The organism is Micromonospora sp. DH13, assembly GCF_020873825.1.
Taxonomy (GTDB): Bacteria; Actinomycetota; Actinomycetes; order Mycobacteriales; family Micromonosporaceae; genus Micromonospora; species Micromonospora haikouensis.
Genome location: NZ_JAHWGR010000014.1, coordinates 137,532 through 163,647, shown reverse-complemented (window position 1 = coordinate 163,647; position 26,116 = coordinate 137,532). Strand labels below are relative to the sequence as shown.

The window sequence follows — 26,116 nt, the reverse complement described above, 5'->3', positions numbered from 1 at the left end:
GCCCGCAGACCGTAGGGTCGGCACGGTGACGGACCCTGAACGCGGGATGAACTCCACGGCGCTGCGCTGGCGGGACGCGATGGACCGGGCCCTGTACGGGCCGGCGGGTTTCTTCGTCGCCGGGGCGGGCCCGGCCGGTCACTTCCGCACAAGCGCGCACGCCTCCCCGGCGTTCGCGGCCGCGGTGTTCCGGCTCGTCACGCGGCTCGATGCCGCCCTCGGCTTCCCCACGCCGTTCGACATCGTGGACGTGGGTGCCGGCCGGGGCGAGCTGCTGCGCGCCCTGGCCACCCTGGCCGACAAGGCGGCCGGGTCCCTCAGCAGCCGCCTCCGCCTCACGGCCGTGGAACTGGCCCCCCGCCCGCCGGACCTGCCTCCGGCCATCGACTGGACGACCGAGACCCCGACGGGAATCACCGGCCTGCTGTTGGCCACCGAATGGCTGGACAACGTCCCCGTCGACGTGGCCGTCCCCACCGAAACCGGCTGGCGCTACGTGTTGGTGAACCCGAGCACGGGCGAGGAGACCCCAGGCCCCCCACTGACCACAGAGGACCGAACCTGGCTGACCCGCTGGCACCCCACCTCCGGCCCCGGGGGGCGGGTGGAGGTGGGGCGGGGGCGGGATCTGGCCTGGGCCGGGGTGGTGGGGTGTCTGCGGCGGGGGGTGGCTGTTGCCGTCGACTACGGGCACCTGCGTCAGGCGCGGCCGGTGGGCGGGACGCTGACCGGATACCGGGGCGGACGGCAGGTGCCACCGGTGCCGGACGGGTCGTGCGACGTCACCGCCCACGTGGCCATGGACTCCGTCGCCTCCGCCGGGGAGCGGGTCGCCCGGTGCGCGTACACCCTGGTGTCTCAGCGGGAGGCGCTGCTCGCGCTCGGGGCCGACGGCGGGCGACCGCCGCTGAGCCTGGCCGGCACCGACCCGGCCGGCTATGTGCGGGCGCTCGCCGCCGCGTCGGCGGTGGCCGAGCTGACCGACCCGGCCGGGCTCGGCGGGCACTGGTGGCTGCTCCAGCCGGTCGGCGTCGCCGTCGATGCGCTCATGGCACGATGACGGGCATGACCACGGACACCGGTGACCTGCGCGAGCTGACCGTCGGCACCGGGGCCGGCGGCGAGCAGCTCGGCACCGACATGGTGCTCAACATCGGCCCGCAGCACCCCTCCACGCACGGCGTGCTGCGGCTCAAACTCGTCCTCGACGGGGAGCGGGTGGTCGCCGCCGAGCCGATCGTCGGGTACATGCACCGGGGCGCGGAGAAGCTGTTCGAGGTGCGCGACTACCGGCAGATCATCGTGCTCGCCAACCGGCACGACTGGCTGTCGGCGTTCTCCAACGAGCTGGGCGTGGTGCTCGCCGTCGAGCGGCTCATGGGCATGGAGGTGCCCGAGCGGGCCACCTGGCTGCGGATGGCCCTGGCCGAGCTGAACCGGGTGCTCAACCACCTGATGTTCCTCGGGTCCTACCCGCTGGAGATCGGCGCGATCACCCCGGTCTTCTACGCGTTCCGGGAGCGGGAGACCATCCAGGCGGTCATGGAGGAGGTCTCCGGCGGCCGCATCCACTACATGTTCAACCGGGTCGGCGGGCTCAAGGAGGAGGTGCCGGCGGGCTGGACCGGCCGGGCCCGCGCCGCCATCGGCGAGGTGCGCCGCCGCCTGCCGGACCTGGACAACCTGATCCGGCGCAACGAGATCTTCCTGGCCCGCACCGTCGGGGTGGGCGTGCTGTCGGCCGCCGACGCCGCCGCGTTCGGCGCGTCCGGGCCCGTCGCCCGCGCCTCCGGGCTCGACCTGGACCTGCGCCGCGACGAGCCGTACCTGGCCTACGACCAGCTCGACGTGCCGGTGGTGACGAAGACCGCCGGGGACTGCCACGCCCGGTTCGAGGTGCTGCTCGACCAGGTGTACGTCTCGCTCGACCTCGCCGAGCAGTGCCTGGAGCGGGTCGACCGGCTCACCGGGCCGGTGAACACCCGGCTGCCGAAGGTGGTGAAGGCCCCCGAGGGGCACACGTACGCGTGGACGGAGAACCCGCTCGGCATCAACGGCTACTACCTGGTGTCGCGGGGCGAGAAGACGCCGTGGCGGCTGAAGCTGCGCACCGCGTCGTACGCGAACGTGCAGGCGCTGGCCACCCTGCTGCCCGGGTGCCTGGTGCCGGACCTGATCGCGATCCTCGGCTCGATGTTCTTCGTGGTGGGAGACATCGACAAGTAACGGGTTTCCCGGTCCTGACCGGCCCGTGCCGCCGGTCAGCGCCAGTGGTCGGCCGGGCGGGCAGCGCCGGCGCGGGGCGTCTCGTCGCGGGGCGGATACCCGTACCGCTGCCCGTCGGCGCGCTGGTGCCGGCTGGGCCGGGCCGGCTCGGGTTCCGCCGCACCCCACTGCTCCGCCGCGCCCCACTGCTCCGCCGACGGTGCCTCGCGTGGGGCCGGCGGACGCCACTGCGCCGGCACCGGCACGCCGCCCGCCGGCAGCGCCGGGGAGGCCGGCTCGGACCACGTCCCGCGGTCCCAGTCCGTGCCGCTGCCCGGCTCCGCGCGGCCGGGCCGACCGTCCGGGCCCGCGCCGCTGCGGTCCGCGTCCGGCCAACCGCCCGACCGGTCGGTCCCCGGTCCGGCAGCGGCGGCGTCCCACCAGCGGTCCGCCGGGCCGCCCTCCGGGTGGGGGTCGCCGTGGCGGACCGCCGCCCAGCGGTCCTCCACCCGGTATCCGCTGCCGGTCGCGTCGGCGTGCGCCGCGGCCCGGCGCTCACCCACCCGGACCTCCCGGCCCCGGTCGTCGTCGCGTACCTCCGCCCACCGGTCGCCGGCCGCCGCCTCGGACCACTGACCGGAGGCGGCGGGCGCGGGCGGGTACGCGGGTGCGCGGTCCGCCTCGTACCTACCCGCCGCGCCGCCGCCGGCCGGCACACCGCCGTAGCCGCCCCGCGCCTCCGGCTGCACGGGCACGCCCCAAGCCTGGGGGCGGGGGGCGGGAGCCGGCTCGTCCCGGGAGGGCTGCTGCCGCGCCCAGGCGCGATCGTCGAACGGCTCCGGGTCGACCGGGGCAGGGTCCCGGTGGGCGTCGGCACCCCGCACGTGGGCGGCCGGGTCGGCGTGCCCGGCCCACGACCGGCCCTCCGGTTCGCCGGTCGCCGGTCGTTGGCCGCCGGCCCACGACCGCTCCGGGGTAGGCGGTGACCACCGGTCGTCCGCAGCCGGGGACCACCCGTCGCCGTAGCCTCCGGGAGCCGGGGACCAGCGCTCGCCGCCGTAGCCGCCGTAGCCGCCCGTTGCCGGGTCCGGCCCGTCGACGACGGTGTGCCGGGTGGTGACGTGCACGGTCTCCGTGTGCCGGACCATGCCGACCGGGCGCGGGGCCGGGGCGGGGGCCGGCGCGGGGTCGGGGGTGGCCGGCTGCGGCACCCGGATGCCCGGCTCGGCCGGGCGGGCCGACGCGCCGTAGACGCCCGGCTGGGCCGGACGGTCGCCGCCGTAGACGCCCGGCTGGGCCGGACGGTCGCCGCCGTAGACGCCCGGTCGGGGCGGGCCGTCCACGCCGTGGCGTGGAGTGGGCCGGGGGCGGTGGCCGGGGGACGCGTCGTCCGGGCGGGCGGGCGCACGGAGCGGGGCCGCGGGGGCCGCCTCGGCGTCGCCGGGCGGGCCGGCGTCGGCGTACGTCTCGGCGGGCGCGACCCGGGCCCGGCCCGCACCCGCCGGCTGCGTGCCCACCGACTGCACAGCCGGCGGCTCGGGATCGGCGGCGATCCCGGCCGCCGCGGCGTCCAGCCGGCGACGCAGCGCGCCGACCTGTTCCTGGGCCCGCTGGGACGCGTCGAGCGCCTGGTTGCCGCGCTGGGCGGCGGCCACGATCTCGCCACGCAACTCCCGGCGCAGCTGGTCGATCTCGTCGCGCAGCTCCTCGGCCTCGCCGTGCCCGCCCTCGCCGTCGGCGCGCAGCGCGATCGACAGGCCGATCAGCACCACGGCGAGGATCGCCAGCACGGCGGCGAACCGCAGCGGGCCGTTGCCGTCGGCGACCAGCAGGATCAGCGCCGCGACGGGGGCCAGCGCCACGCCGATCCAGAACAGCACGGGCAGCAGTCGGGGATCACGCCTGTCGGTGGCGGCAACCGGGGCGGGCATGGATGTGCAGCCTACCGAGAGTTCCGCCTACTGGGAACGCCCTGCCAGCACCGGTCGCCGGGCCCGGTGGGGAGACCGGCGACCGGTGGGCGGGTCAGCTGGCCGCGAGCGCCCCGTCGGACGAGAAGACGAGGCCGACGCTGGCGCTCCCCGTCTTCAGGGCGTTCTTGGTCTGCGGGCCGCCCGCGTCCAGCGAGCTGAACGAGCCGGCCTTGAAGTCGTAGACCTCCACCAGGCCCGCCTGGCACTTCGGGCGCTGCGGGCACTCCGGCGGGCCGGCCAGCACGGTCGCGCTGCCGGAGCACTTCGCCGCCAGGTCGGACAGCGTGCTCACCCCGTACTTGTCGGCGAACGCCTTGGTGACGGCGAACGCGTTCTGGTCCTGGGCGGCGGACGGCGTGCCGAAGGCGATGCCGGCCTTCTCGCCGGCGGCCTTGAGGGCGGCGACGGTCTTGTCCAGCTCCGGCGAGGAGACCGGCTGGGCGTCCTTGCCGTTGGCCTTCGTGTTGAGGAACTCGGCCATGGTCGCCGCGTACTCCGGGACGACCTGGATCTCGCCCTTCTCCAGGGCCGGCTCGTAGAGCTCCCGGTTGCCGATCTGCTGCACCTTGACCTGGTAGCCGGCGGCGGTGAGCGCGATGCGGTACAGCTCGGCGATGGTCTGGCTCTCGGTGAAGTTGCCGGCGCCGACGACGATCGTGCCGCCCGACCCCTTGGCGATGCCCTGGGTGACGTTGTTGGCCGTGACGAACTCCTCGGCGGCGACCTTGCTGGTCTTGCGGTCGACGTCGACGGCCTTGTTGAGCGCGATCAGCTTCGGCGTGTCCAGCGCGGCCGAGACCTTGTCCAGCGCCGCGAGCAGCTCCGGGGTGGCCGCCTTGGCGTTGACCGCCGGGATGACGTTGTCGGTGTTCTGGAGCTTCTTGTCGTCGGCGAGGACGACGAGCTGGTCACCGGCGACCGGGGCGCACCCCGCCCCCGACGCCCCCTGCTGCGGGGCCTCGGTGCCGGAGGAGCCGGCGTCGCCGCAGCCGGTGAGGAAACCGGCCGCCGCGAGGGCGCCGACCGCGCCGATGGCCAGCCGTGTACGTGCGCGCATCAAGCCCGCCTTCCGTGTCCCGGCGCGGCCCTCGGGCCGGCCGCGTGTCCGACGGACGATCTCCTGTCGTCGCCCGCGATCTTCCACCCAACATCCTGCCCGCCGGGACCGACAACCCGAGGCGAGGTTCGTCACCGGATCGTCACCCGAGCGTGACCCGGGCCGTCAGCTCCCGGCGACGGCGTCGGCGGCCCGGCGGTTGGCCCGCCGCCGCGCCGGACGCAGCGGGCGCGGGGTGACCAGCCGCTCGACCAGGGCCAACACCAGCTCGACCAGCATCGCCAGCCCCGCCACCAGCAGGCCGCCCGCGATGATCTGCCCGCCACCGGCGGCGATGTCCAGGCCGAAGCCGGCCCGGATGATCTGGCCCAGCCCGCCGCCGTTGACGAACGAGGCCAGCGCGGCCGTCGCCACCACCTGCACCGCCGCCGTGCGGAACCCGGCGGCCAGGTACGGCACCGCCAGCGGCAGCTCCACCCGGCGCAGCACCTGCCCGCCCGACAGCCCCATCCCGCGCGCCGCGTCCCGGGCCTCCGGGTCGGTCTGCCGCACCCCCGTGTACGCGTTGGCCAGCAGCGGCGGCACCGCGAACACGGCCAGCGCGACCACCACGGCGGGCCGGCCGAACCCGAGGAAGGTCAGCGGCAGGATGGTCAGCAGGGCCAGGGTGGGGATCGCCAGGGTGACGTTGGACACCAGCACGACCAGCCCGCCGCCCCGGCCGGTGTGCCCGAGCCACAGCCCGACCGGCCAGGCCACCAGGCAGCCGAGCAGCACGGCCGCGGCCGACATGCCGAGGTGCTCGCCGAGCCGGTCGAGGATGCCGCCCGGGTTGGTCCAGTTCAGCGGGTCGTTGAGCCAGAGCACCGCCTGGCCGACCGGGTTGCTCATCGGGCCCGCCCGCGCAGCCAGGGGGTGACCGCCCGGCCGAGCCCGGCGAGGACCAGGTCCAGCACCAGGGCGAGCAGGACGCAGAGCAGCGTGCCGGTCATGATCTCGGCCTTGTAGAAGTTGTTCTGGAAGCCGGCGAAGATGAGCTGGCCCAGCCCGCCCCGGCCGACCACCACGCCGACGGTCACCAGCGCCACGGTCGACACGGTGGCCAGCCGCAGGCCGGTGAGGATGCCGGGCAGCGCCAGCGGCAGCTCGATCCGCAGCAGCCGGCCCCACCGGCCGTACCCCATCCCCTCCGCCGCCTCGCGGACCTCGGGCGGCACCTGGCTCAGCCCGGCGACGGCGTTGCGGACGATGACCAGCAGCGCGTACAGCACCACCACGCTGAGCACCGTCACCGCCCCGATCCCCAGGTAGGGCGCGAGGAACGCGAACAGGGCCAGCGACGGGATCGTGTAGAGCACCCCGGTGAACGCGAGGATCGGACCGGCGAGGGGGCGGAACCAGTGGGCCGCCACCGCGAGCGGCAGGGCCACCAGGGCGGCGATCAGCACGGCCCGGGCGGTCAGGGAGGCGTGGTCGCGCAGCGCGGCGACGATCGTGTCAGAGTTGTCCCGCACGTACTGCCAGGAGAACCACGGGTTACCCGGGTCGGCCCGGTAGCTCAGGCGGAAGGACATGCGTGGACGTTACCCCGAACACCCGGAGCGCCGCCGGACCCGAGGCGGCCGGGACCCCCGCGGCGGCCATCGCGCTGGAGGGCATCGGCAAGCGGTACCCGGACGGCACCGAGGCGGTCCGCGAGCTGAGCCTGCGGGTGCCGGCCGGCGAGCTGGTGGTGCTGATCGGGCCGTCCGGCTGCGGCAAGTCGACCGTGCTGCGCATGATCAACCGGCTGATCGAGCCGACCGCCGGCCGGATCCTGCTCGGCGACGAGGACGTGACCCGCGTCGACCCGGTCGCGCTGCGCCGCCGCATCGGGTACGTCATCCAGAACGTGGGCCTGTTTCCCCACCAGACGGTCGTGGCCAACGTCGGCACCGTCCCCCGGCTGCTCGGCTGGCCCTCCGACCGGATCCGCCGCCGCAGCGAGGAGCTGCTGGAGCTGGTGGGGCTCGACCCGGGCCGGTTCGGCCGGCGCTACCCGCACGAGCTCTCCGGCGGGCAGCGGCAGCGGGTCGGTGTGGCCCGCGCGCTCGCCGCCGACCCGGTGGTGCTGCTGATGGACGAGCCGTTCTCGGCGGTCGACCCGATCGTGCGGACCCGGCTGCAGGAGGAGTTCCTGCGCCTGCAGGCCGAGGTGCGCAAGACCATTGTGCTGGTCACCCACGACCTCGACGAGGCCGTCCGGCTCGGCGACCGGATCGCCGTGCTCTCCCAGGGCGGCCGGCTGGAGCAGTACGACACCCCGGCGGCCCTGCTCGCCGCGCCCGCCTCCGAGTTCGTCCGGGACTTCGTCGGCGCGGACCGGGGCATCCGGGCGCTGGCGGTCACCCCGGTCACCCGGGAGGCGCTGGAGCCGGCCCCCGCCGACCCGGCCGGGCTGCCGCAGGTCGCGCTGGGCACCTCGGCGTACGACGCGCTCGCGGTGATGCTGACCTCCGGCGCGGACCGGGTGCTGGTGACCGCCGAGGGCGGGCCGGCCGGCGTGCTCACCCGGGAACGTGCGCTGGGCGCCGGCCGGGAGGCGGCCTGAGTCAGGCGGGGCGGCGGGGCGGCGCGGTGGCGGTCAGGCCCGGCCGCCGAGGCTCGCCGTGCCGATGATCCAGCCGGAGAGGAAGCCGTACCCGGCTCCGGTGCCGGCGGCCTGCAACGCGGCGAGCAGCGACGGGGCCGGCCCCAGCAGCGTGCTCAGCAGCGCGGCCAGGCCGGCGGCCAGCACGTACGCGCCCCAGCCGGAGAAGAACTGGCTCACCGACCCCTGCACCCGGGCCACCTGGGACGCGGGCAGCAGGTAGAGCAGGGCCGCCGCCAGGACCACCAGCAGGATGGCGCGCAGGTCGGTGGCGAGCACGCCCTGCCCCGAGTCGCCGGAGCCGAACCGCCACGCCGGCCAGGCCAGCAGCCGCAGGAACCAGCCGCCGGCCGACTCGGGGTCGGTGTGGTCCTCGGTCCAGCCGACGTACAGCGGGCTGCCGCAGACCGCGACGAGCAGCAGCACCGCGAGGGTGCCGGTGCCGGCCGCGGTCCCGTACCGGCTGACGGGGCCCGACCGGCCGGTGACACCCGAGCGGTTGATGGCGGCCATGAGGCGACCAGTTCCCGGCGCGCCCCGGCGGGCAAACCTGCGGACCACGGTGACCGCGCTCCGGTCAGTGCTTCATCAGGTAGTCGATGAACTTGGCCCGCAGCAGCGGCGCGGACTCCTCGTAGCCGTGCCCGGTGAGCTCCCGCCACAGCGCCGCCGCCTCGTCGATGGTCGGGCCGACGGAGTTCGGCGCGCCGTCCAGCGCGGCGGCCTCGTCGGCGTTCGGCAGGTGGCGCAGCACCGACCAGAAGAACCCGACGTCGCGCCGCTCCCGGGCCGTCGCGAACGCCCGCTCCCGCAGCTCCTCCGTGGAGAGCGCGTCCAACTCGTCGAACGTGTGCCCGCCGGTGCCGGTGGAAGGTGTCTCGGTCATGCCGCCGAGCCTAACCGGCGAGATCACCGGTGGCGCGCCGCCGCCCCCGACTCGTGCAGGTCAGCGGTCGCCGGCGTCCCAGCGCGGCGGGCGGTCGTCCCAGCGCGACGCGTCCCAGGGGTCGGTCGGGGTGTCGTCGGTGCGGGTGGGCAGGGCCGGGGGCCAGTCGCCCACCGGCGCCGGCCGGGGCACCGACCAGCCGGAGCTGATCGTGCCGTCGCCCCGGGGGACCGGCTCCGGGTCCGCGCCCACCGTCCGGGGCCGCCCGTACGTCTCGACCAGCCGGGTGACCACCAGCCCGACGCCGAGGGCCACCCCGCCGACGGCCCACCGGCTCACGATCCAGCCCTCGGCGTCCAGCCAGGCCCGCAGGACCACGACGAGGCTGACGGCGAGCAGCGTGCCGAAGATCGCGCCCCGCCGGCCGTACGCGCTCGTGCCGCCGAGCAGCGCGATGCCGACGGCGAGCGTCGTCCAGCCCAGCCCCTCGGTGGGGACGACGGGCCCGTCGCCGTTGCTGGCGAACAGGATGCCGGCGAGCGCGGCGAACACCGTGGAGAGGACGAAGGCGAACACGACGATGGTGGCCGCCACCCCGCCCCGGCGGCGGGCCGGGTCGGCCACCGGGCGGAACCGGCCGACCAGGCGGCGCACCGGGCGGATGGCCCCGAACAGTCCGCCGAGGACGGCCACGGCGGCGAAGCCGGCGAAGAGGTAGAACGCGGTGTCCCGGGGGTCGTACCCGCCCTGCACCAGCACCGGCGCGGGGCGCTGCTGGATGTAGACCACCACGCCGGCCGCGCCGGCCAGGCTCGCCGCCCAGCCGGGCACGTGCAGCAGCACCACGGCGAGCCCCACGGCCAGCCCGCCGACGGCGGCCACCGCTACGGCGTGGCCCAGCGCGACCTCGACCCCGCGGTCGCCCTGCTCGGCGACGTGCAGGGCGGCGGCGACCGCCACCGGGCCGACCGCCAGGTTCACGGCCGAGGTCCGCAGGGTCAGCCCGGCCGCCAGCACGAGCAGCCCCAGCGCCACCACGTCGACCAGCAGGGACCGCAGCCCGTCGTCACGCAGCGCGGCCGGCTCCGCCTGCCACAGCAGCCAGGTCAGTACGGCGAGGGCGGCGGCCAGCAGCAGTTCCCAGACGACGTGCACGGCGACGCGGTCGCGGCCCGGCTCGCCGTGGGCCGGGTCGTCGAAGACGTTCTCCAGCACCGACGCGGGCACGCCCGACGAGGGCTCCACGGGGTGGTGCCGGCCCGGATCCTCGTGCCCCATGACGCGTGCCCTCCCCAGGTCACGGCCGCAGGGTCCGACCCGGGCGGACCGGGGCGGCCGTTGCTCTCCGGTCGCCAGGCACGGTACCTGCGCGCCGCTCCGGGCGTAACCCCCCGTGTTCAGCGCTGACCCGGGCCGCCCTCCCGCCGGTCGGCGTCACGCTCGTCCTCGGGCCGCTCCGGCACCCGGCAGGACCGCTCCAGCCACAGCGCGGCGGCCACCAGGGCGAGTGCCGCGAGCAGGCCGGCACCGGCGGCCGGGCGGTCCTCTGCGGCGGCCCGGGTGGGCTCGACGAAGAGCCACCCGGTCAGCCCGGCGCACCAGCCGGCGAAGATCGCCCCGGCCAGGGCGGACGCCTTCGCCAGCACCACGAACCGGGCCACCAGCAGCGGATTGACCGGGTCGCGCCCCGGCCGGCGCTCGATCCGGCTGCGGGTGTTGACCGCCGCGTACGCCTCCAGCACCGCCAACGCGGCCAGCGTGACCACCGGCAGCCAGGGCAGCCGCGGGAAGCCGCCGTAGAGGGTGCTGATCAGCAGCCAGGCCACCGCCGCGGCGGCCAGGCCGGCGACGACCAGGGTGGAGATCCGGGTGGGGCCCATCCTGGAGCGGTCGGGGTCCGGCCCGCCCGGCGGTCGGGACTGCGCCTGGGTCATGCCGGCCGGCTCCACTGGCTCATGCCGACGACTCTAACGCCAGATCCGGTCGGGGGCTCAGTTCCAGGGCGTCGCCGGCCACCGGTTCGGCGTTGAGCAGGTCGGTCAGCCAGCCGTGCCCAGGCAGCCGCCCGTACGGCTGGATGTCGATCCACGGCCGGAGCACGAACGCCCGCAGGTGGGCCCGGGGGTGCGGGAGGGTCAGCTCCGGGTCGTCGCTGACCACCGGCTCGCCGGTGTCGTCCCAGACGGCGACGACGTCGACGTCGAGGGTGCGGGGGCCGAAGCGGCGCGCCGGGTCGCGCTCGCGGCCGGCGCGCCGCTCGGCGGCCCGGGCCCGCGCCAGCCAGTCCCGGGGGGCCGCCGCCGGGTCCTCGGCCAGCACCACCGCGTTGAGGTACGCGGGCTGGTCCGCGTCGCCCCACGGCGGGGTCTCGTAGACGCCCGAGACCAGCAGCACCGCCTCGCCGAGGGAGTCGACCGCCGAGCGCAGGTGGGCCGCCCGGTCGCCGAGGTTGCTGCCGAGGGAGAGCAGGGCGCGGGTCACGCGACGCCCCCGTCGGGTCCGGCCGGTGGGGGGTCGGTCCGCGTCCTGGACATGGTGACGGCGACGTCGGTGAAGGCGTGCGGCACGGGCGCCTCCGGCTTGTGCACGGTCACCGTCGCGCGCGTCACCCGGTCGTCGGCCAGGCAGATCGCGAGCAGCCGGTCGGCGAGCGTCTCGATCAGGTTCACCGGCTCGCCGGTCAGCACCGCGACCAGCCGGTCGGCCAGCTCCCCGTAGTGCACCGTGTCGGTCACCTCGTCGGAACGGGCGGCGGGCGCGAGGTCGAGTTCGAGGACGGCGTCGACGACGAACTCCTGCCCCCGCTCCCGCTCGAAGTCGTAGACGCCGTGCCGGCCGTGCGCCCGTAGGCCCGTCAGCGTGATCCGGTCGGTCACCGTTCCCCCTCCGTCGGACTTCCGACTCCTGCCGTCGCCCGCTGGCCCCCACCGGCCGCCCGCCCACCCTCGCGGGCGGCCGCGAGGCGCGGACTGCCGCTGGCCCGCCAGACCGCCAGGGCGTCGACGGTGCCGAGCACGTCGTGCACGCGTACCCCCCAGGCCCCGGCCGCGACCGCGAGCAGGCTGGTCGCGGCGGTGGCGGTCTCCCGGCCGGCGGTCGGCCGGGGGGTGCCGTCGGCGGCGGCGAGCAGCCGGCCCAGGTACGACTTGCGGCTCGCCCCGAACAGCAGCGGGAGGCCGAGCTCCAGCAGCTCGGGCAGGCGGGCGGTGAGCTGCCAGTTGTGCTCGGCGGTCTTGGCGAAGCCGAGCCCGGGATCGATGACGATGCGGTCGGCGGCCACCCCGGCGGCCAGGGCCGCGTCGACCCGCTCGGCCAGCTCGGCCCGCACGTCGGTCACCACGTCGGTGTAGTGGGCCAGCGCACTCATGCCGCGCGAGTGCCCGCGCCAGTGCATGAGCACCCAGGGGCAGCCGGCGTCGCGGACCACCCGGGCCATGTCCGGGTCGGCCAGGCCGCCGGACACGTCGTTGACCACCGCCGCCCCGGCCGCGAGGGCGGCCTCGGCCACCCGGGCCCGGCTGGTGTCGATGCTGACCGCGACGCCGTTGGCGGCGAGTTCCCGGACCACCGGCAGCACCCGGGCTGCCTCGGTGGCGGCGTCCACCCGGTCGGCCCCCGGACGGGTGGACTCGCCGCCGACGTCGACCAGGTGCGCGCCCTCCCCCTTCAGTCGCACCCCGTGTGCGACGGCGGCGTCGAGATCGGCGTATCGGCCGCCGTCCGAGAAGGAGTCGGGCGTGACGTTGAGGACGCCCATCACCACCGGGGTCCGAGTCCGTACCAGATCGGTCACGACTGCACGGTACCGGTCGTGGCGGCGGGCTCCGGCAGCCCGGTGCACCCCGCCCGCGACACCCCTGACATGCCAATTAGAACGAGTGTACGATCGGTCGTCCGGGTCGTTCCGGGCCGACTCTTCGCGGCTTGTCGCAAAGGGGGGCGGCCCGTACCCTTTGGAATTGCCCAGCAGCGAGACGGCGAAGCCTGGAGGGAGGGCCGAAGCGGGAAAAATCCCCCCAAAGCTCACTACTCCGCGTGGTGGGTGACGAACGCAGGGTCGCCGACACTGCGCAGAGTGAGCACCATCCCGCCAGGCTTGACCACCGCACCGCCGCGGCTCCGCCGGCCGCAACAGGGGAGGTTCCAGTGATCGCCATCGAGCTCATGGAGGCGACGTCGTCCGGCGTCACCCACGCGCTCCACACCCTGGCGTCGACTCCACTCGCCGAGCCGGCACCCAAGGGCATCGACACCAACGGCGTCGTCACGTTCTTCGCCAGCAAGATCGCGCCGATCCTGCTGGCCGTGCTCGGCGTCATCTTCATCGGCCGGGCCAGCCGCGGCGAGATCTCCAAGGTCCTGACCAGCTCCGCCATCGCGATCGTCGGGCTGGCCTTCATCGCCGGAGCGGCCACACTCTTCTTCGTCGGTGATTACCTGATCGACCTGATCTTCGAATAGGCGCGGGCAGATGCGGCTGCGCACCGACGACGACATCTACCGGGCCCGCCTGGTCTACCTCGGGCCGCCCGGCTATACCCTGCCCGTCCACCTGCCGTACGCCCAGTACGGCGTGTTCATGCTGCTCGTACCCCTCTACATGTTCATCCACTGGCTGTTCACGTTGCAGGTCGAGCTCTTTCCCGCCTGGGAGATCGCGCTCGCCATCGTGAGCACCTCGTTCATCTTCCGGTACGTCGACCCCGACCGGCCCGCGCGCATGGTGATCCGCACCGCGCTGACCGACTGGCGGCGCACCCGGGAGTCGGCCGCCGAGCAGCGCGACCCGCGCCTGGTGGCGAGCCGGATCAGGATCCGGGAGGAACTGGCATGACCGGGCGTACGCCGATCGGGCCGAAGCAGCACGCGGATGAGGCGGTGGCATGAGTCGCTCTTCCACGCCGGGTTCCCCGGCAGGACGTCACGCGGCCACGCACGGTAACCGTGCGCGCTCGTTCGACTACCCTCCGGACGAGGATCTGGACGAGGTCGCCCTCGACCCCGCCCTGGCCACCACCCCCGGCCACGGCCGCGTCGGCGTCTTCCAGGCACCCCGACCCACGCCCGGGCGTCCCGCGCCGGCCGGCCCCGAGCCGAGCCCGCCGATGGTCGCCGACAGTGCCGACATCGACTCGCCGTTCCTCGACCTCTTCGGCGGCGCCCACCCGGTGCCCCGGCCTGCGCTGCCCGCGCCGCCCCGACCCACGGCCCGCGAGCACCCCCCGATCCCGCACCAGCCGCCGGCCGTCGCGGCCCCGCCCGCGCGGGCCGAGATCCCGCCGGCCCCCGCCGAACGGCCCCTCGCCGCCCCCACGCCGCACGGCCGGCCCCGGGTCCCCCAGCAGCACGTCGAGCGGCTGCCGGCGGCGCGACCGGTGCCCGCGCCCGACCTGCCGCCGCCCCCGGTCGCGGTCGCCCCGCCCACCGACCCCGACGACGAGACGTACGGCTGGCAGGACCCCGAGCCGCCCGTGCGCCGGGAGCCCGAGCGGTCCCCGCAGCGGGACGCCGAGGCGTCGGCACGGCGGGAGGCCGGGCACGCCCCGCAGCGCGGCGCCACGCCGGCCCCGCAGCGCGGTTCCGTCTCGTCGCCCCAGCGCAACGCCGAGGCCCCGCCCCGGGGCCGGGAGCCGGATCGACCGGCACGCCCGGCGGCGGAGCCGGCGCCACCCCCGGCCGGCCGCGAGGTGACGGCACCCCGGCAGCGGACAGCCGAGCGGCGGGAGCGGGCCGGCAAACCCGCCAAGCCGGCCAAGCCCGCGAAGCCCGCCCGCTCCGCGCGGCAGGTGAAGCCGCCGAAGATCAAGTTCGGGGACCGTGACCCGTCGGTCGAGCTGGCCATCACCGAGATCGCCGGCCACCTGACCTTCACCCCCAACACCGTCACGGCGTGGTATTGGCTGCCCGAGGTGCGCTGGGCGTTCCGGCCCGACGCCGAGCGGGAGGCCCTGCTCGCCGCGATCTCGGAGCAGTACGCCGGCCTCGCCGGCTTCCGGCTGCACCTGCGCCGCACCACCCGCCCGTTCCCGGCCGACGAGTGGGCCCGCACCATCGACGCGCACACCGCATCCCCGCTGCCGGACGTGCCGGGCACCACCGGCTGGGGCGACCACCTGGTGGCCGCCCAGCGGCACCTGCTGTCCGTCAACCACGCCGAGGGGCAGACGTATCTCGGGGTGACCTTCGCCCGGCGCTCCCTCGGCGACTCGCTCACCGAACGGCTCCTGCGCACCTTCGGCCGCGGCGTCGCCGAGGGCGAACGCCGCAAGCTCGGCCGCACCGTCGAGCAGTTCGACGAGGTGCTGGGGGCGTTCGGCATGCGCGGCAGGCGGGTCACGGCCCAGGAGCTGGAGTGGCTGCTCTACCGCTCGGTGGCGCTCTGCATGGCCCCGCCCGGGGCCCTCTCCCCCGTCACCAACGGCCGGTGGGAACGCGGCGACCTGCTCGCCCTCACCGAGCAGGTGGAGCGGTACCGCACCCCGTACGGGTCGACGGTCAAGCTGGTCAACCGGATGACCGGCGAGGAGCGGCACGTGGCCGTGCTCGCCGTCGGTCGGATGGAGCCGCTGGAGATTCCCGAGCGGCACGAGCCCTGGCTGCACTTCCACGAGCGGCTGCCCTGGCCGATGGAGATCTCCACCCGGGTCGACATCCTCGGCTCCGGTGACTCCTTCCGCAACCTCGAACACCGGCTGCGGATGATCCGCTCCCAGCAGCTCGACTACGCCGAGCACGGCATCGACGCCCCGCCCGAGCTGGAGCGGCTGGCCAAGCGGGCGCTGGTCATCGGCGACGAGATGACCACCGGTCTGCCGGTCGACTCCGCCCGGGCCCACGGCTGGCACCGCATCGCCGTCGGCGGCCGCACCCGCGAGGAGTGCCTGGAGCGGGCCCGCCGGCTGATCCAGCTCTACTCCCGGGAACTGCGCGTGTCGTTGCAGCACCCGAAGAACCAGGACTGGCTGGCCCGCGAGTTCATCCCCGGCGAGCCGATCGCCAACACCGGCTACGTCCGGCGGATGCCGGTCAACCTGCTCGCCGCCGCGCTGCCGCAGGCCGCGTCCACCGTCGGCGACCGGCGGGGCGACCTGATCGGGCGTACCGCCGGCACCTGCCGCCGGCCGGTCTTCCTCGACCTGCACTTCCCGATGGAGGTGCGGGAACGCTCCGGGCTCGCGGTCTTCGTCGCCGAGCCCGGCGGCGGCAAGTCGACCCTGCTCGGCGCACTGGGCTACCTGGCCGCCCGGCGCGGGGTGCAGGTGACCCTGCTCGACCCGTCCGGCCCGCTGGCCCGGCTGTGCAGCATGCCGGAGCTGCGGCCATACTCGCGGGTGCTCAACCTCACCGGGTCCGAGCAGGGGACGCTGGCGCCGTACGCGCTCATCCCGACGCCGCTGCGCAGCGAGTTCAGCGCCGGTGCGGCCGGCGACCGGGAGTTCGAGATCGCGGTCTCCAACGCCCGCGCCGAGCGGCGCATGCTGGTGCAGGACATCTGCATGATGCTCGTGCCGCCGCAGGTGGCCCGCGAGGCGTCCACCGCCACCCTGTTCCGGCACGCGGTCCGGCAGGTGCCGGCCGAGGAGACGTCCACGCTGGACGACGTGGTCGCCTGCCTCGGTCAACTCGACGACGACGCCGGCAAGGAACTGGCGAACCTGCTGCTCGACACCGCCGAGATGCCGCTGGCCATGCTCTTCTTCGGCCGCCCGCCGGAGGGGCTGCTCGGCGCCGACGCGGCACTGACCGTGATCACCATGGCCGGGCTGCGATTGCCCGACCTCAAGATCGAACGCGAGTACTGGTCGGCCGAGGAGGCGCTCGCGCTGCCCATGCTGCACACCGCCCACCGGCTCGCGGTGCGGCGCTGCTACGGCGGGTCGATGTCCTCCAGGAAGCTGGTCGGCCTGGACGAGGCGCACTTCATGGAGGGCTGGCGCTCCGGCCGGTCGTTCCTCGTGCGCCTCGCCCGCGACTCCCGCAAATGGAACCTCGCCGCGCTGGTGGCATCGCAGAACCCGCGCGACATCCTCGGCCTCGACGTGCAGAACCTCGTCTCCACCGTGTTCGTCGGCCGCATCGCCGAGGACACCGAGATCGCCTCCGAGGCGCTGCGGCTGCTCCGCGTCCCCGTCAACGACGGGTACGAGGCGACACTGGCCTCCCTGTCCACAGCGGACGCCACCTCCGCCACCCGGCTCGGCTTCCGCGAGTTCGTCATGCGCGACGTCGACGGGCGGGTGCAGAAGGTCCGGGTGGACGTGTCGTACGTCGACGGGCTGCTGGACCACCTGGACACCACCCCCGCCGCGGTCGCCGCGGCAGCGGGCCAACTGCCGACCATCGCGGACCTGGAGGCGTGACATGGCGAGGGGCCGGGCCCGAATAGCGGCGTTCCTGCTCGCGCTCGGCGTACTCGCCGGCGCCACGGTCTCCTGGCCGGTCGTGGGCGGCGACGCCGCGTACGCCGCCCTGCCGACCGCGCAGGCCAAGGCTGACCTGTGCAGCACCCAGGAATGGCAGGCGGACTTCCGCACCTGCGTCGACAAGCTGGGCGCGGTCAGCAAGGACCAGGTGGAATGCCGCAACGCCCCGGTCCCCTCCGCACCCGACTCGGGCCTCGCCGGCTGGTTCGCCTCCCGCCCCGACTCCGCCAAGCTGCCCGGCCCCAAGGGTCTCTACAGCGACTACGGATACGCCGGATACAGCTTCCCGACCTACGACCTGCCCGGCGGTTGCGCCTCCGCGGTGATCCATCCGGACTACAAGTTCACCACCACGGTGGCGAACGGCGAGTTCATGATCGCCACCGCGATCATCGGCGGCTCGAACGCGCTGCGGGAGCGGGCCTGGGATCCCCGGTCGATGTGGGCCTGGGCCGACCCCCTGGTGGAGCAGGCCACCAAGGCCGTCTACCAGAAGGTGTTCAGCGTCTTCGGCATCATCACGCTCTGCGTGGTGGGGCTCTACCTGCTCTGGCGGTCCCGCCAGTCCGACATGAGCAACGCCATGACCACCGCCGGCTGGGCCCTGCTGGTGATGGTGGCGGTGACCGCCCTCGCCGCGTGGCCCGTGAAGTCCGCGAACATCGCCGACGGCACCCTCGTCACCACCCTCGGCGTGGTCCACGACGCCGTCGGGCCGGCGACCCGGGACACACCGCCTGAAAAGTGCGCCCTGCCCAACCCGGATGCCTGCATCGACAAGCGCCCTCCCGCCGTGCGGGCCAGTGACACCGCGACCGAGTCCATGCTTTACCGCAACTGGCTGCGCGGGGTGCTCGGGTCGGCCGACAGCGAGACCGCCAAGAAGTACGGGCCAGCGCTCTACGACGCCAAGTCGCTGTCCTGGGAGGAGACGGAGAAGATCCGGGCCAATCCGGCGACCCGGGACACGACCATCTCCGCCAAGCAGCAGCAGTGGGCCCGGGTCGCGGAGCAGATCAAGAACGAGGACCGGGAGGCGTACGAGTACCTCCAGGGCCTTCGGGACATGGACCGGGTCGGCTCCGGCTTCATCGCCGTGCTCGCCGCGCTGCTCTTCGCGATGTTCGACCTCACCGCGTCGCTGCTGGTGCTGCTGGGCTTCCTCATCTTCCGGTGGGCGGTGATCGCGGCGCCGATCCTCGGCACGATCGGGCTGATGCGCCCGGCGAGCGCCGGGCTGCGCCGGCTGGCCAACGCCGTCGTCGCCGCCGTGTTCAACATCGCCATCTTCGGCACCGGAGCCGCCATCTACCTCTTCGCCGTGGACCTGATCATGAGCACGGCGACCCTGGCGGGCTGGCTCCAGGTGGTGCTCGTCTGGCTCTGCGGGGTGGTCGGTTGGCTGCTGCTGCGGCCGTACCGGCGGATCACCCAACTCGGCGGCAAGGACAGCAGCGAGGCCGTCAGCTCGGCGGGATCGTGGCACCGACGGTTCTTCCGGGACATGCGCACCGCTGCGAGGCTCGACGTGGCCGAGCCTGGTGGCACGAACGAGCCGGCCCTGGCCCGGAAGCGCGGCGCGACGGTCGAGCGGACGACTCTGCGGCCCGAGGCCCGGCACGAGGACCCGAGCCACGCCGCCGTCGGCAACGCGAACGCCGCGGAGCGGCAGCGGCCCGACGGACGCGAACGTCCCGACGAGGCCACCGTGCCGGAACAGCGCAGCCCCGCGCGGCCCGCCGCGCCCCGGCCACGACGCCGCCAGCCTTCGACCTGGACCGAGCCGGACGTTCCGGCGGAGAACCCGTCCTTCGTCATCTACCGGCCCGGCGGCGCCGAGCCGGCCACGCCCCGGCCTTCCGCACCGCGGATCCGCACCGAAGCGCGGTGAGGGCCATGCGACGAGCGGTGGAGTATCTCTTCACTCGGGTGTTGCGGTCCCGCTTGGGCATCGCGCTGGCCATCGGGACTCTGGTCTTCGGCGTGATCGGTGCCGCCCGGCTGGTGTCCGGTCCGGGGGACCCGGCGGCAGGGCTGAGCAATCGGCCCCGGCAGCCGATCACCACCGTCGACCCGACCTCAGGTGACGACGGCGTACTCGGCGGCACCGCGCCCCCGACGCCGGTGACCCGCCCCGGCGCACCGACCCCCGAGCAGATCGCGGACCGGTTCGTCGCCGCGTGGCTCGGTGGCCGCGGGAACAGCGCGGACGAGTGGCACGAGGCCCTGCGCCCGCTCTCCACCCCGGAGCTCACCGAGAAGCTCTCGGGCGCCGATCCGGCGGGTGTTCCGGCGGAACGAACGGCCGGCGAAGCGAGCCTCCGCCCGCGGACGGAACGCTTCGTCGAGGTGTTGGTTCCGCTCGACACCGGGCGGCTACGCCTGGAACTGGTGGCCCCCGAGGGGCAGTGGCTGGTCGACGCCGTGGACTGGGAGCGGACATGAGCGAGCACATGGGAGACGGCAACAGCCCGCGGCGTAAGCTGCGGCTCGGCGCGCTGGCCGTAGCACTGACCGCCACGCTCGCGCTGCTCTGTTGCACCGGAGGGACCGCGGCCTTCTTCCTCACCGAACTGAGCGGCGGCAGCGACGATCTCTCCCCAGAGACCCAGTCCGCCTGCGGCTCGTCCCACCAGGTCAAGGTCTCCGGCAAGATGCCTCGCTTCGCACAGTACGGGGAGAGCCAGATCCGCAACGCCGCGGTCATCATCAAGGTCGGCTCGGACATGAAGGTCCCGCCCCGCGGGTGGGTGATCGCCGTCGCGACCGCCATGCAGGAGTCCGGCCTACGTAATCTTCCCCACCTGGGCAGCCGCAACGACCACGACTCGGTGGGTCTGTTCCAGCAGCGTCCCAGCCAGGGCTGGGGGTCTCCCGAGCAGTTGCAGGATCCGTCCTACTCGTCACGCAAGTTCTACGAGAAGCTGGTGAAGGTCCCGGGATGGGAGCAGCTCTCGCTGACCCGGGCCGCGCAACGGGTGCAGGTGAGCGCGTTCCCCGACGCCTACGCGAAGCACGAGGAACTGGCCAGCAAGATCGTCGACGCGCTCGCCGGCGGGGCGGCCCGCACGGTGCAGGTGGCTCAGCGCAGCATCTGTAATGCCGCCTCCCGCGGCCAGATCGCCGCCTCGGGTTGGACGGCGCCGATTCCGGGGGGCGTCGGCTCCGGATTCCGGACGGCCAGTCGCCCCCGACACAACGGGGTGGACATCGCTGCGCCGAAGCGCACCCTGATCCGCGTGGCGGCAACGGGCCGGGTGCTGGTCGCCCGCTGCGACCCTGCCAACAACGGCCAGCTGAGCTGCGATGTGGACGGCTATCCGGGCAAGGGTGGGTGTGGCTGGTTCGTCGACGTGCTGCACGCCGGCGGCTACGTGACCCGGTACTGCCACATGATCGTCAAGCCTCGGGTGGTCCCCGGCCAACTGGTCAAGGCCGGCGAGGTGATCGGTGAGGTCGGGAGCAGCGGAAACTCGTCCGGCCCGCACCTGCACTTCGAGGTACACCTCGACGGGGACCGGTCCAGTCGTGGTGCCGTAAACCCGGTGCCCTTCATGCGGGACCGGGGCGCGCCGCTGAACGGCAAGGCGTAGGGCTCCGGTACGCATGACCGGGCCACTTCCCGACCCCTTCGCCGACCAGCCTGACTGGGCGCCCCAGCCACCCAGGCCGGTCGAGATCGTGCCCGCGACCGGACGGGTCGACCTGCGGGGACGGCGGGTGCTGGTCGGGCTGCCTGGTCTCGGCTGGCGCGGCGACCTGCGCGCCGACGAACGCGTGGTGCAGAACAGCCGGACCTACGTGCCGGTCATTCCCGAGCAGGAGTGGTACCGCGCGGAGTCCGAGCAGGTCGAGGTCTTTGCCCCGCTGGTGCCGGTCGAACGGGTGTGGGTGGAAACCCTGGGAAACCGGCCGAGCGTCCCGCCGGTCGGGGTCTCCAGCGTCAACCTGGTCTCCCTGGACGCGCCGACCCATCGGGCGCCGACTCCCGTCTTCGAGGCCGGCGCCGTCACGGGACGCCGGGTCGTGCACGTAGCCGATTCCGGTGAGCAGCGGGACCTCCGCGCGGTGACCGAGACCTACTCGGGGGGCGAGGGGGACATCTGCGTTCGGGTCACGCCGGAACTGGAGTGGTATCGCTGGGCCTGGCGAGGTCAGCCGCCCACCACCTTGGAGGTGCCGGTCCATCTCCTCTGGATCGAGTAGTGAGGGAGTTCAGGCCGCAGCGGTGCCGCCACATACCCGCCACTCATCACCGGTCTTTCTAACATCGAACTGCCACGACTGGCGGTCGCTCTGTGAGACGCCGTCGACATAAGCAGAGATGATCAGATCAACTCGAACAGTCACCCCCTCCCCCTGTTCCTGAAGGTCCAGCCTGCCCCAGCTCACGGAAATCGTGGTGGAGAACCGGTCCTCACGGGCGACCAGATCGTCGCGAAGTCTGCTGAGTTCCTCCAGCTCCGGCAGGCTTTCTGAGCAGGTGAACTGGTCGGCCTTGATGTCGTTGCGGTCGACAAGGAACGCACGCAGATAGTTGTCGACCACCACGTCCGGGGCGCTGCGATCCGGTCTGGTCGCGCGGTCATACAGCACGAAGGCGGTGATACCGCCGCCGACGAGCAGCAACCCGAGCACCCCGGCCACCACCGTGATGATGGTCCGCACCCGCCCCGGCCGACGTGCTGGCGTCGGTGTCCCCGACGGGGGCACCAACTGCTCCGGCGGGGTCCGCTGCGCCGGTACGCGGGAGACCTGGGAACCGGCGGGGGGCTGCACTGATTCCACCCCTTGAGGCTATCGGCTGGACGCCTCGTACCCAATGCCCAGGATGCAGCGGATCGTGACAGGACGACCCCCAGCGGTGAGAATCCGACCGGTCACGGACATCTCCGGCGCACCCGCCGTGCCGCATCCCTGAGGACGGGCGGGACCTGGGATACCGTCACTGCTCGGGGAGGGGTTCCCAACCTCGGGACGAGGGGGTGGACGCGGTGTTCGGTCCGAGGATACGCACCAACCGCGCCGCTGCCCTGCACCGCAGGGCGGAGGCGACGGCCGCCGCGGCGGCCGCCATCCTCGACGAGATCCGGCCCGCGCCGGCCGACCAGCGCCGGCAGTACGAGTTGGCGGACCGGCTGCGGTCCACGGCGGCTCTGCTCGCACCGGGCTGGGCGGGGGCGTCACTGGAGACGCTCACCGTGGCGGCCCTTTCGGGCGAGGGTCCACCGCCGTTCGTCCGGGTGGGCATGGCGGCGCCGCTGGACGACGCACGCTTCCCCGCCCTCGTGCCGCTGCTCGGCACCGGCCATCTGACGATCGACAGCGACGCCCGGGATCCACGAGTGGCGGGGCTGCTCCGGGCCGTGCTGCTGCGCCTGCTGGCGGCGACGCCCGCCGGTTGCCTGCTGGTCCGCGTCGTCGACGGGACCGGCGCCGCAAGCATCAGCACCACCACCGTCGGCACCGCGACCGGCGCGCGAACGGACACTGTGCCCGGCGCAGGACCGAGCACCGCCACCGCCGCACGCACGGCCACGACCACGAACGCAGGCGCGAGCCCGGCCACGACCACCGACACCAGCTGCACCGGCACCGGACGGGCTGCACCACCGGATGGCACGTTCGCCCCGTTCGCCGGGCTCGCGGACGCCGGCCTGCTGCCCCCGCCGGCCACGGACGTCGCCGGGCTGCGGGCCGTGCTCACCGAGGCGGAGCAGTGGGTGTCGCCGGGCAGTGGCCGGCCGCGCCGGCACGACCGTACGCTGCTGCTGGTCGTGGCCGGGTGGCCGGAGGCGACGGATCCGGCCGATCTGGATCGGGTCGAGGCGCTGGCGGCGCGGGGTCGGGCTGCCGGCCTGCACCTGATCGTGGCCGGCTGGCCACCGGCCGGCCCGTACGCGACCCGGGCTCCCCTGCCGCAGGCCACCCCGCTGGCCATGCGCAACGCGTACGCGCTGCTGGGCGACCCGCCGGGTGGTTCCCTGGCGGGTCCGGGGGCGGAGCCACCCGGCGGGCTGAACTCCCCCGTCTTCGTCGACGACGATCCGCCGTCGGAGCTGGTCGACGCCGTGTGCCGACGGCTGGCCGCGGAGATCGAGGCCGGTTCCCGGCTCAGCCTGGCCGACCTGCTGCCCGACCCGACCGCGCCACTGTGGGCGGTGGGCTCCGCGGAGGGCGTCTCCACCACGGTCGGCGACGCGGGTGGCCGTCCGGTGACCGTGGGGTTCACCGAACTGACCCCGCACTGGCTGGTCAGCGGACGGTCCGGGGCGGATCGTGCCGCGTTCCTCAGCAACGTGCTGCTCGGCCTCTCCGCCCGGTACGGCCCGGACGAGTTGGTCCTGCACCTGGCCGACCTGGGTGACGGCGAGTCGTTCGCGGAGTTCCTGCAGACCGAGCGGGACCGGTCCTGGGTGCCGCAGGTGCGGTCGGCGGGGATGGCCGCCGACCGGGAGTACGTGCTGGACCTCCTCGACGAGCTGACGGCGGAGGCCCGTCGCCGGGAGGAGGCCGGCCAGCGCGCCGGTGGGCAGCGGTTCGCCGGCCTGCGTGAGCATCAGGCCCTGCCCCGGGTGGTCTGCGTGATCGACAATCTTCCGCTCCTGTTGGCCGAGCGGGACCGGCTGGCCACTGACGCGGTCGCCCGGCTGGACGCCCTGGCCCGCTCCGGTCGGGCGTACGGCGTGCACCTGGTCCTGGCCGGGGAGGGTGATCTCGGGATCGCCGGCGGGCCGACGACCCGCGACTCGATGCTCGGGCAGTTCCCGGTGCGGGTGGCGCTGGCCGGCGGCGGTCCGGTGCTGGAGCCGAGCAACGACGCCGCGGCCGGGCTGCCGGTGGGCAGTGCGGTGGTGAACACTGCGGGCGGCCTGGGCGGTCCCCGGGGTGCCACCCGGGGACACGAGCGGATGGTCCGCTTCCCCGACCCGCACGAGGCTCCGGAGACGATCGGGGAGCTGCGGCGCAGGCTCTGGGCGGCCCGTCCGGAGCGGTCGGCTCCGCCGGTCGTCTTCGCCGGTTGGGCGCGCCCGTCGTTGCGTAACGATCCGCACTACCGGGCGGCCTTCGCGGGGCGGGCGCGGGGGCCGGTAGCCCTGCTGGGCCGGGCGGTGGATCTGTCCCGGTCGACGGTCATGGTGCCGCTGGGTTCGGGTGCCGGCCGTAACCTGGCCGTCCTCGGTCCGGGGGCGGAGGCGGTCGCTCTGTTGGCCACCGCGGCCCGTAGTGTCGCGGCGCACCACCCACCGGGCACGGGACGGTTCGTGGTGGCCGCACTCGCCGCCGAGGCGGCACTGGTGGCGGACGCCCTCGCGGCGGACCTCGCCGGCCAGCACCGGGTGGAGCGTGTCGACCTGCCGGGCCTGCTCGACGCCGTCGCCGCCGAGGAACCCGGCTACCTGGTGGTCTTCGGGTTGGACAGGGTCGCCTCGCAGGAGCGACCGGCTGACGGGCCTGCGTCGCAGGGGCGGCCGACGGACCGGCGCGCCGCCAACGAGCGGCCGGCGAACGGGCCTGACCCGCGCGATCGGCCGGCCGACCCGGCCGCCGTTCACGAGCTGCTGGCGGACCGGCTGCGGGTCCTGCTGCGGGACGGCCCGCCCGCCGGCCGGCATCTGCTCGGCTGGTGGCGCACGGTGCCGCCGTTCACGGCGGTGGCCCGGGCCGAGGACGATCTCGACAAGCTGGCCGCCGTGGTCGCGGTGGATGTGCCGGGAGCCCAGCTCGCGGCGCTGTTCGGGCATCCGGTGCAGTGGCGTCCCCGGCCTGGCCGGGCGATGCTCTGGGACGGCCCGGACGAGCGGGGCGTCCTGCTGGTGCCGTTCGCCGGTCCGGGCGGTGACGCTCCGCCGTCGACGGGCCCCCCGCCGGAAGCCGACACCACGACGGAAGCCGACACCACGCCGGGAGGCGGCACCGCGACGAGAGCCGACACCCCGACGGGCGGCGGCACCCCGACGGGGGCCGCCCGTGCCACGGCAGGGACCGACGACGGGGAGGGCGAGTGAGCCGGGAGTCGATCAGCGTCATCGCCGCGCCGCCGGCTGCGGGGCCGGTCCGACAACGGACCGGCGTCGACCCGGTGCCCGCCGTCGACGGCGCCGCGGCGTGGACGGAATACGTCGCCGCCGCCCGCCAGCTCGACGGGGTACGCCGGGGCGCGGCGACCGCCGCGACAGAGCAGGCCCGGGCGGTTCAGGCCGCCCGCGAGGAGCTGACCGGGGTACGCGAGCGGCTGGCGCCGCAGCGGTCCCGGCTGCGCGAGTTGGGCGTACCCCCGATCGTGTTGGCGCCGTCGCCGCCGGAGTTGAGCGAGGCGGCCCGGGAGATGGTCGGCGGGCCGACGGCGGTGTCGACGGCCCTGCGCGCGGCGCGGGAGTGGGCGGACGGGGCGGACGGCCTGTTGGCCGGGCGCGGCCGGACCGGTGCGGGGACGTGGCCGCCACGGCTGCGCAACCTGCTGGTCTACGGGCCGCTCGCGCTGGTCGTTCCGCTGCTCCAGGTGCTGCTGTACGCGACGACGGGTCCCGGCCCGGCGAGCGTGGTGGCCCTGGTGTGCGGGCTCCCGATGCCTGCGGCCGCCTTCGTCGTGGGCTGGATCGGCGTGGGCCGCCTCTTCGGCGAGACCTCGGGGACGGCGGCGGCACACCACGCCGGGCGGAACGTCGGTGGGGCAGCGGCGCACGGTGCGGCCCCGGTGCGCCCGGCGGGCGACCCGGTCGTGCCGGCCGGCGGTGGTGCCGTGCCCTCCGCGCCGGCCGGGCGGGCCGGTGCCCCGGCCGGCAGACCGGTGGACCGGACGCCCCGGTGGGGGGTCCTGGTGTGTCTCGTCCCGGCTGTGCTGACCACCGCCGGGCTCGTGCTGGCGATGCTGGCCGGTTGATCAGCGGGGCTGTGACCGGCCGCGCGGCCAGGGGCCGGGTACGACGACGCCGGGGCGAC

The 26,116-nt window shown here is 74.8% G+C and carries 24 protein-coding genes; 12 read left to right on the top strand and 12 right to left on the bottom strand.

Features of this window, described 5'->3' with window-relative positions; genetic code table 11:
- Nucleotides 1-46 precede the first annotated feature (46 nt).
- Together LPA42_RS16350 and LPA42_RS16345 are read left to right on the top strand one after the other, a co-directional pair.
- Nucleotides 47-1,060 (top strand): SAM-dependent methyltransferase, encoded by a 1,014-nt coding sequence (locus tag LPA42_RS16350; RefSeq protein WP_228986662.1) that lies wholly within the window; start codon nt 47-49, stop codon nt 1,058-1,060.
- Nucleotides 1,057-2,226 (top strand): NADH-quinone oxidoreductase subunit D, encoded by a 1,170-nt coding sequence (locus tag LPA42_RS16345; RefSeq protein WP_176734167.1) that lies wholly within the window; start codon nt 1,057-1,059, stop codon nt 2,224-2,226. The genes LPA42_RS16350 and LPA42_RS16345 overlap by 4 nt, the downstream gene beginning before the upstream one ends.
- Before the next feature lie 35 nt (nt 2,227-2,261).
- Here LPA42_RS16345 and LPA42_RS16340 read toward each other — a convergent pair whose 3' ends face one another.
- The 4 genes from LPA42_RS16340 to LPA42_RS16325 form a co-directional block, all read right to left on the bottom strand.
- The gene (locus LPA42_RS16340) at nt 2,262-4,136 is read right to left on the bottom strand and encodes a hypothetical protein (RefSeq protein WP_228986660.1); all 1,875 of its coding nucleotides are present in this window, start codon (nt 4,134-4,136) and stop codon (nt 2,262-2,264) included.
- A gap of 94 nt (nt 4,137-4,230) precedes the next feature.
- A complete protein-coding gene (locus tag LPA42_RS16335; RefSeq protein ID WP_077938031.1) occupies nt 4,231-5,235 on the bottom strand; it encodes a glycine betaine ABC transporter substrate-binding protein in 1,005 nt (334 codons plus the stop codon).
- A gap of 165 nt (nt 5,236-5,400) precedes the next feature.
- Nucleotides 5,401-6,126: an ABC transporter permease gene (locus LPA42_RS16330; RefSeq protein ID WP_077938030.1), complete on the bottom strand. Its 726-nt coding sequence runs from the start codon at nt 6,124-6,126 to the stop codon at nt 5,401-5,403.
- Nucleotides 6,123-6,809, bottom strand: coding sequence for an ABC transporter permease (locus tag LPA42_RS16325; RefSeq protein WP_043965016.1), 687 nt, complete (start codon nt 6,807-6,809; stop codon nt 6,123-6,125). The genes LPA42_RS16330 and LPA42_RS16325 overlap by 4 nt, the downstream gene beginning before the upstream one ends.
- 2 nt (nt 6,810-6,811) lie before the next feature.
- On the opposite strand from LPA42_RS16325, the gene LPA42_RS16320 reads away from it, so the two are divergent.
- The gene (locus LPA42_RS16320) at nt 6,812-7,825 is read left to right on the top strand and encodes an ABC transporter ATP-binding protein (protein WP_077938029.1); all 1,014 of its coding nucleotides are present in this window, start codon (nt 6,812-6,814) and stop codon (nt 7,823-7,825) included.
- 33 nt (nt 7,826-7,858) lie between these two features.
- Here LPA42_RS16320 and LPA42_RS16315 read toward each other — a convergent pair whose 3' ends face one another.
- The 7 genes from LPA42_RS16315 to folP form a co-directional block, all read right to left on the bottom strand.
- On the bottom strand, nt 7,859-8,377 hold the full coding sequence (locus LPA42_RS16315) for a hypothetical protein (protein WP_077938028.1): 519 nt from the start codon (nt 8,375-8,377) through the stop codon (nt 7,859-7,861).
- Nucleotides 8,378-8,441: 64 nt separating this feature from the next.
- Complete coding sequence (locus tag LPA42_RS16310) at nt 8,442-8,750, bottom strand: hypothetical protein (RefSeq protein WP_074472273.1); 309 nt, start codon at nt 8,748-8,750, stop codon at nt 8,442-8,444.
- A gap of 60 nt (nt 8,751-8,810) precedes the next feature.
- On the bottom strand, nt 8,811-10,028 hold the full coding sequence (locus LPA42_RS16305; protein WP_077938027.1) for an ABC transporter permease: 1,218 nt from the start codon (nt 10,026-10,028) through the stop codon (nt 8,811-8,813).
- Between the two features lie 119 nt (nt 10,029-10,147).
- Nucleotides 10,148-10,684, bottom strand: coding sequence for a DUF3180 domain-containing protein (locus LPA42_RS16300; RefSeq protein ID WP_077938032.1), 537 nt, complete (start codon nt 10,682-10,684; stop codon nt 10,148-10,150).
- Nucleotides 10,685-10,703: 19 nt separating this feature from the next.
- Nucleotides 10,704-11,231 (bottom strand): 2-amino-4-hydroxy-6-hydroxymethyldihydropteridine diphosphokinase, encoded by a 528-nt coding sequence (folK, locus tag LPA42_RS16295; protein WP_077938026.1) that lies wholly within the window; start codon nt 11,229-11,231, stop codon nt 10,704-10,706.
- Nucleotides 11,228-11,626: a dihydroneopterin aldolase gene (gene folB, locus LPA42_RS16290; protein ID WP_077938025.1), complete on the bottom strand. Its 399-nt coding sequence runs from the start codon at nt 11,624-11,626 to the stop codon at nt 11,228-11,230. The genes folK and folB overlap by 4 nt, the downstream gene beginning before the upstream one ends.
- Nucleotides 11,623-12,543 (bottom strand): dihydropteroate synthase, encoded by a 921-nt coding sequence (gene folP / locus LPA42_RS16285; RefSeq protein WP_077938024.1) that lies wholly within the window; start codon nt 12,541-12,543, stop codon nt 11,623-11,625. Before folP ends, folB begins: the two co-directional genes overlap by 4 nt.
- 353 nt (nt 12,544-12,896) lie before the next feature.
- Here folP and LPA42_RS16280 point away from each other — a divergent pair, with 353 nt between their 5' ends.
- Genes LPA42_RS16280 through LPA42_RS16250 form a run of 7 tightly spaced genes read left to right on the top strand, consistent with a single transcriptional unit; the run spans nt 12,897 to nt 21,379 of the window.
- On the top strand, nt 12,897-13,211 hold the full coding sequence (locus tag LPA42_RS16280) for a hypothetical protein (protein ID WP_077938023.1): 315 nt from the start codon (nt 12,897-12,899) through the stop codon (nt 13,209-13,211).
- Nucleotides 13,212-13,221: 10 nt separating this feature from the next.
- Complete coding sequence (locus LPA42_RS16275) at nt 13,222-13,584, top strand: hypothetical protein (protein ID WP_043965000.1); 363 nt, start codon at nt 13,222-13,224, stop codon at nt 13,582-13,584.
- Nucleotides 13,585-13,633: 49 nt separating this feature from the next.
- Nucleotides 13,634-17,110: an ATP-binding protein gene (locus LPA42_RS16270; protein WP_228986659.1), complete on the top strand. Its 3,477-nt coding sequence runs from the start codon at nt 13,634-13,636 to the stop codon at nt 17,108-17,110.
- A gap of 1 nt (nt 17,111) precedes the next feature.
- The gene (locus LPA42_RS16265; protein ID WP_077938017.1) at nt 17,112-19,064 is read left to right on the top strand and encodes a DMT family transporter; all 1,953 of its coding nucleotides are present in this window, start codon (nt 17,112-17,114) and stop codon (nt 19,062-19,064) included.
- Nucleotides 19,061-19,618: a hypothetical protein gene (locus LPA42_RS16260; RefSeq protein WP_096761658.1), complete on the top strand. Its 558-nt coding sequence runs from the start codon at nt 19,061-19,063 to the stop codon at nt 19,616-19,618. The genes LPA42_RS16265 and LPA42_RS16260 overlap by 4 nt, the downstream gene beginning before the upstream one ends.
- Nucleotides 19,619-19,626: 8 nt before the next feature.
- Complete coding sequence (locus LPA42_RS16255; RefSeq protein WP_077938021.1) at nt 19,627-20,766, top strand: M23 family metallopeptidase; 1,140 nt, start codon at nt 19,627-19,629, stop codon at nt 20,764-20,766.
- Between the two features lie 13 nt (nt 20,767-20,779).
- Nucleotides 20,780-21,379: a hypothetical protein gene (locus LPA42_RS16250; protein ID WP_077938015.1), complete on the top strand. Its 600-nt coding sequence runs from the start codon at nt 20,780-20,782 to the stop codon at nt 21,377-21,379.
- A 9-nt stretch (nt 21,380-21,388) separates the two neighbouring features.
- Here the strand turns inward: LPA42_RS16250 and LPA42_RS16245 are convergent, their stop codons facing one another.
- Nucleotides 21,389-21,952 carry a hypothetical protein gene (locus LPA42_RS16245; RefSeq protein ID WP_077938014.1) on the bottom strand — a complete coding sequence of 188 codons (564 nt, stop codon included), beginning with the start codon at nt 21,950-21,952 and terminating at the stop codon, nt 21,389-21,391.
- A 206-nt stretch (nt 21,953-22,158) separates the two neighbouring features.
- Between LPA42_RS16245 and LPA42_RS16240 the strand changes: the two genes are divergently transcribed.
- A complete protein-coding gene (locus LPA42_RS16240; protein ID WP_096761657.1) occupies nt 22,159-25,182 on the top strand; it encodes an FtsK/SpoIIIE domain-containing protein in 3,024 nt (1,007 codons plus the stop codon).
- Nucleotides 25,179-26,057, top strand: a complete 879-nt coding sequence (locus tag LPA42_RS16235; protein WP_077938013.1) for a hypothetical protein — start codon at nt 25,179-25,181, stop codon at nt 26,055-26,057. Before LPA42_RS16240 ends, LPA42_RS16235 begins: the two co-directional genes overlap by 4 nt.
- Nucleotides 26,058-26,116: the final 59 nt, after the last annotated feature.

Excerpts from the sequence above, each read along its gene's own strand:
- LPA42_RS16250 (WP_077938015.1), top strand. The coding sequence starts at position 20,780 with ATGACCGGGCCACTTCCCGACCCCTTCGCCGACCAGCCTGACTGGGCG.
- LPA42_RS16300 (WP_077938032.1), bottom strand. The coding sequence starts at position 10,684 with ATGACCCAGGCGCAGTCCCGACCGCCGGGCGGGCCGGACCCCGACCGC.
- LPA42_RS16335 (WP_077938031.1), bottom strand. The coding sequence starts at position 5,235 with ATGCGCGCACGTACACGGCTGGCCATCGGCGCGGTCGGCGCCCTCGCG.
- LPA42_RS16310 (WP_074472273.1), bottom strand. The coding sequence starts at position 8,750 with ATGACCGAGACACCTTCCACCGGCACCGGCGGGCACACGTTCGACGAG.
- LPA42_RS16275 (WP_043965000.1), top strand. The coding sequence starts at position 13,222 with ATGCGGCTGCGCACCGACGACGACATCTACCGGGCCCGCCTGGTCTAC.
- LPA42_RS16315 (WP_077938028.1), bottom strand. The coding sequence starts at position 8,377 with ATGGCCGCCATCAACCGCTCGGGTGTCACCGGCCGGTCGGGCCCCGTC.
- LPA42_RS16350 (WP_228986662.1), top strand. The coding sequence starts at position 47 with ATGAACTCCACGGCGCTGCGCTGGCGGGACGCGATGGACCGGGCCCTG.
- LPA42_RS16265 (WP_077938017.1), top strand. The coding sequence starts at position 17,112 with ATGGCGAGGGGCCGGGCCCGAATAGCGGCGTTCCTGCTCGCGCTCGGC.
- LPA42_RS16270 (WP_228986659.1), top strand. The coding sequence starts at position 13,634 with ATGAGTCGCTCTTCCACGCCGGGTTCCCCGGCAGGACGTCACGCGGCC.
- LPA42_RS16330 (WP_077938030.1), bottom strand. The coding sequence starts at position 6,126 with ATGAGCAACCCGGTCGGCCAGGCGGTGCTCTGGCTCAACGACCCGCTG.
- LPA42_RS16340 (WP_228986660.1), bottom strand. The coding sequence starts at position 4,136 with ATGCCCGCCCCGGTTGCCGCCACCGACAGGCGTGATCCCCGACTGCTG.
- LPA42_RS16255 (WP_077938021.1), top strand. The coding sequence starts at position 19,627 with ATGGGAGACGGCAACAGCCCGCGGCGTAAGCTGCGGCTCGGCGCGCTG.
- LPA42_RS16305 (WP_077938027.1), bottom strand. The coding sequence starts at position 10,028 with ATGGGGCACGAGGATCCGGGCCGGCACCACCCCGTGGAGCCCTCGTCG.
- LPA42_RS16345 (WP_176734167.1), top strand. The coding sequence starts at position 1,057 with ATGACGGGCATGACCACGGACACCGGTGACCTGCGCGAGCTGACCGTC.
- LPA42_RS16325 (WP_043965016.1), bottom strand. The coding sequence starts at position 6,809 with ATGTCCTTCCGCCTGAGCTACCGGGCCGACCCGGGTAACCCGTGGTTC.